Below are 2486 nucleotides of genomic sequence, written 5' to 3'. Positions count from 1 at the left end.
GTGCTGCTGGGCCTGACCAGCCGCATCAGCACCTTCGCCGTTCAGAGGGACATCAACCAGTTCGGCGGCGAACCGCTGCAGGCGATCCTCCCCGGTGTAGCATTGCAGGAACTCTGGAGCCTTCTGGGCATGGCCGAGAAGGCGCTTTTCATTGTTTCGCTGTTTGTCGTGCTGACCGGTCTGGTCGGCATGCTGACGGCGATCCTCAGCAGTCTCAACGAGCGCAGACGCGAGATGGCCATCCTGCGCTCAGTAGGCGCCAGGCCACGGCATGTATTCAGCCTGCTGCTGCTGGAGGCGGCCAGCCTGGCGCTCGCCGGCATCGTGCTCGGGCTTGGCCTAATGTACCTGTGCCTGTGGATCGCCCAGCCGCTGATCCTGTCACGCTACGGGCTGTTCATCGCCATTACACCCCCGGGGCTCTATGAATGGGCGCTGCTCGGCGCTATTCTGGCCGCCAGTGTGCTGATGGGCAGCATCCCCGCCTGGCGCGCCTACCGGCAGTCGCTCGCCGACGGCCTGTCGATCCGAACCTGACTCAATCTGAAACCTGATGGGGTATTGCATGCGCTATCTTGCCGCCGTGACCACTGCCTGCGCGTTTTCATTCCTGGCGCTGCCCGCCGTGGCCGTAGAGGAACTGAGCTGGGGCGATCTGGTGCCACCCGAGGCGCGCGAGCTGGCTGGCATGCAACAACCGACCCACGACCTCTCGGCCCTTGCCGACACGTTGAGCGATGAAGAGTTCGGCGATCCCGCAGCGCAAATGGAACCGGCAGCGCCGGTGGTGACCTCACTCGATGGCCGCGAAGTGAAGCTGCCCGGCTACATAGTGCCGCTGGGTATCGACCCGGACGGGGCCGTCAGCGAGTTTTTACTGGTGCCCTACTTCGGCGCGTGTATTCACGTGCCGCCGCCACCGTCCAATCAGATCGTTCACGTGCGCAGCGCGAAAGGCATCGAACTGGCGGCGCTGTACCAGCCATTCTGGATCAGCGGGGCGATGCAGGTAGAGCATGTGGAAAGCGATCTGGCCAATGCCGGTTACCGGATCGCCAACGCCAGCGTGGAACCCTATAGCTACTGAGCCCCGGGGATTATCCGGAGAATCACCGGCCGTATCAGCCCTGCTCCAGCGCACGCCGCGCGTATTCGGACCAGCTGTCCAGCATCTGCCGCTGCTGCACCGAAGCACCAGACCGGGCCTGGGCGATTGTATCGAGCAGTTCGGACCACCTGCCGCGTTCCAGCTGAATGGAAGCCGCCCGTATCCAATGGTCTGCCTGTCCGGTGCTCCGGGCCAGCTGTAGCCAAGCGTTTTGCGCGCGCTCGTGGTCCCGCGCCTGCTGCCAGAGCTGGGCCAGTCGCTCGCTGCGATTGCGGCTGACCGGTAACAGCTTTTGCTGCACCAGCGCCTCCAGAAGCCGGGCCGCCTGCCAGGGCGCCCCGGCGGCAACCTGCAGCGCCACCAGATTTTCCAGGTCGGTCTCACTCAGACGGATACCGCCCTCGTAGGCCAACCGCAGCGTGGCAGCCGCGTCAACCTGTCGGCGATCCAGGCTCTGCACCCCGGCCAGCTGACGCCATATCTGTGCATTGTGCGGCTCGCGGCGCAGCAGCACGCGGAACCACTTTTCCGCAGCCTGATAACGCTGCAGCCGGTAGTTCATGCCCGCCAATAGCTGGTACCAGATCGCCTCTACACCGGGATCCTCGCGTACTACCTGTTCTGCCAGCGGGATCGCCTTGCTGTAACGCTCCAGTCGGTTGTAAAGCTGGACCAGCAGGCGCCGTGTGTCCAGCGGCAAGCGGCCAGCAGCCAGCTCGGTCTCGAGCAGGCTGACTGCTTCAGCGTTCTCTCCGGCCTGCGCCAGCAACTGCGCCAGGTTACGCCGGTCCTGACTGGCCGCCTGATCGTCCAGTTGCTTCTGGGCGAGCGCCTTGCGTAACCAGTCGATTGCCTCGGCATTGCGTTGACGCTCGATCGCCAGGTAGCCCAGCCGCTGCTGCACCAAAGCGCGCTCCAGGCTCCGCGGCTCGGTGGTGGATAAAGCGGCTTCCAGCTGAATTCTGGCTGCGGCGAAATCCTTACTTTGCTGCGCCTCGCGCGCACCGTTCAGCGCCTGGAATACCTGCGGATCGATAGTCTGCTGCGCCTGGGCACTGCAGGCGACGGAAAGCAGGAGCCACAGCAGAATACGCATCAGCGGCGTCCCTCCAGGCGGAAATACAGTGTCTTGGTCGCTTCACGGGCAACCGGCTGACCATTTTCCCGGCGCGGAGCAAAGCGCCAGCGGCTCGCCGCGCGGCGGGCTTCACGCTCGAAAACCCCCGTTGGCTCTGCATGGGTTACCCGCAGGTTGTCTACCCGACCCTCGGCGGTGATGGTAAACGCCAGGGTCACCTCGCCCTGAATGCCGGCAGCCAACGCGCGACGCGGGTAGTTTGGCGGAATGTCCACCAGCGGGGTCACTTCTTCCGACAGC

Annotated in this window: 4 protein-coding genes; 2 read left to right on the top strand and 2 right to left on the bottom strand. The window is 64.5% G+C overall.

What is annotated here, in order from left to right:
- Window positions 1-537, top strand: a 537-nt coding sequence (locus ABYA88_RS16105; RefSeq protein ID WP_373188399.1) for an ABC transporter permease, incomplete at its 5' end; no start/stop codon positions are given.
- A 28-nt stretch (window positions 538-565) separates the two neighbouring features.
- Complete coding sequence (locus tag ABYA88_RS16100) at window positions 566-1087, top strand: DUF3299 domain-containing protein (protein ID WP_373188398.1); 522 nt, start codon at window positions 566-568, stop codon at window positions 1085-1087.
- Between the two features lie 34 nt (window positions 1088-1121).
- Here the strand turns inward: ABYA88_RS16100 and ABYA88_RS16095 are convergent, their stop codons facing one another.
- Window positions 1122-2204 (bottom strand): tetratricopeptide repeat protein, encoded by a 1083-nt coding sequence (locus ABYA88_RS16095; protein WP_373188397.1) that lies wholly within the window; start codon window positions 2202-2204, stop codon window positions 1122-1124.
- On the bottom strand, window positions 2204-2486 hold a 283-nt coding region (locus tag ABYA88_RS16090; protein ID WP_373188396.1), incomplete at its 5' end, for an energy transducer TonB. The genes ABYA88_RS16090 and ABYA88_RS16095, both read right to left, overlap by 1 nt.

The sequence above is a fragment of the Halopseudomonas sp. genome (assembly GCF_041579695.1).
Lineage (GTDB): Bacteria > Pseudomonadota > Gammaproteobacteria > Pseudomonadales > Pseudomonadaceae > Halopseudomonas.
Note: the sequence above shows the minus strand (reverse complement) of the source record. Positions and strands in the feature narration are given on the sequence as shown.

Bases quoted from the DNA above. Each gene is read 5' to 3' on its own strand.
- ABYA88_RS16095 (WP_373188397.1), bottom strand. From the start codon at position 2,204: ATGCGTATTCTGCTGTGGCTCCTGCTTTCCGTCGCCTGCAGTGCCCAG.
- ABYA88_RS16100 (WP_373188398.1), top strand. From the start codon at position 566: ATGCGCTATCTTGCCGCCGTGACCACTGCCTGCGCGTTTTCATTCCTG.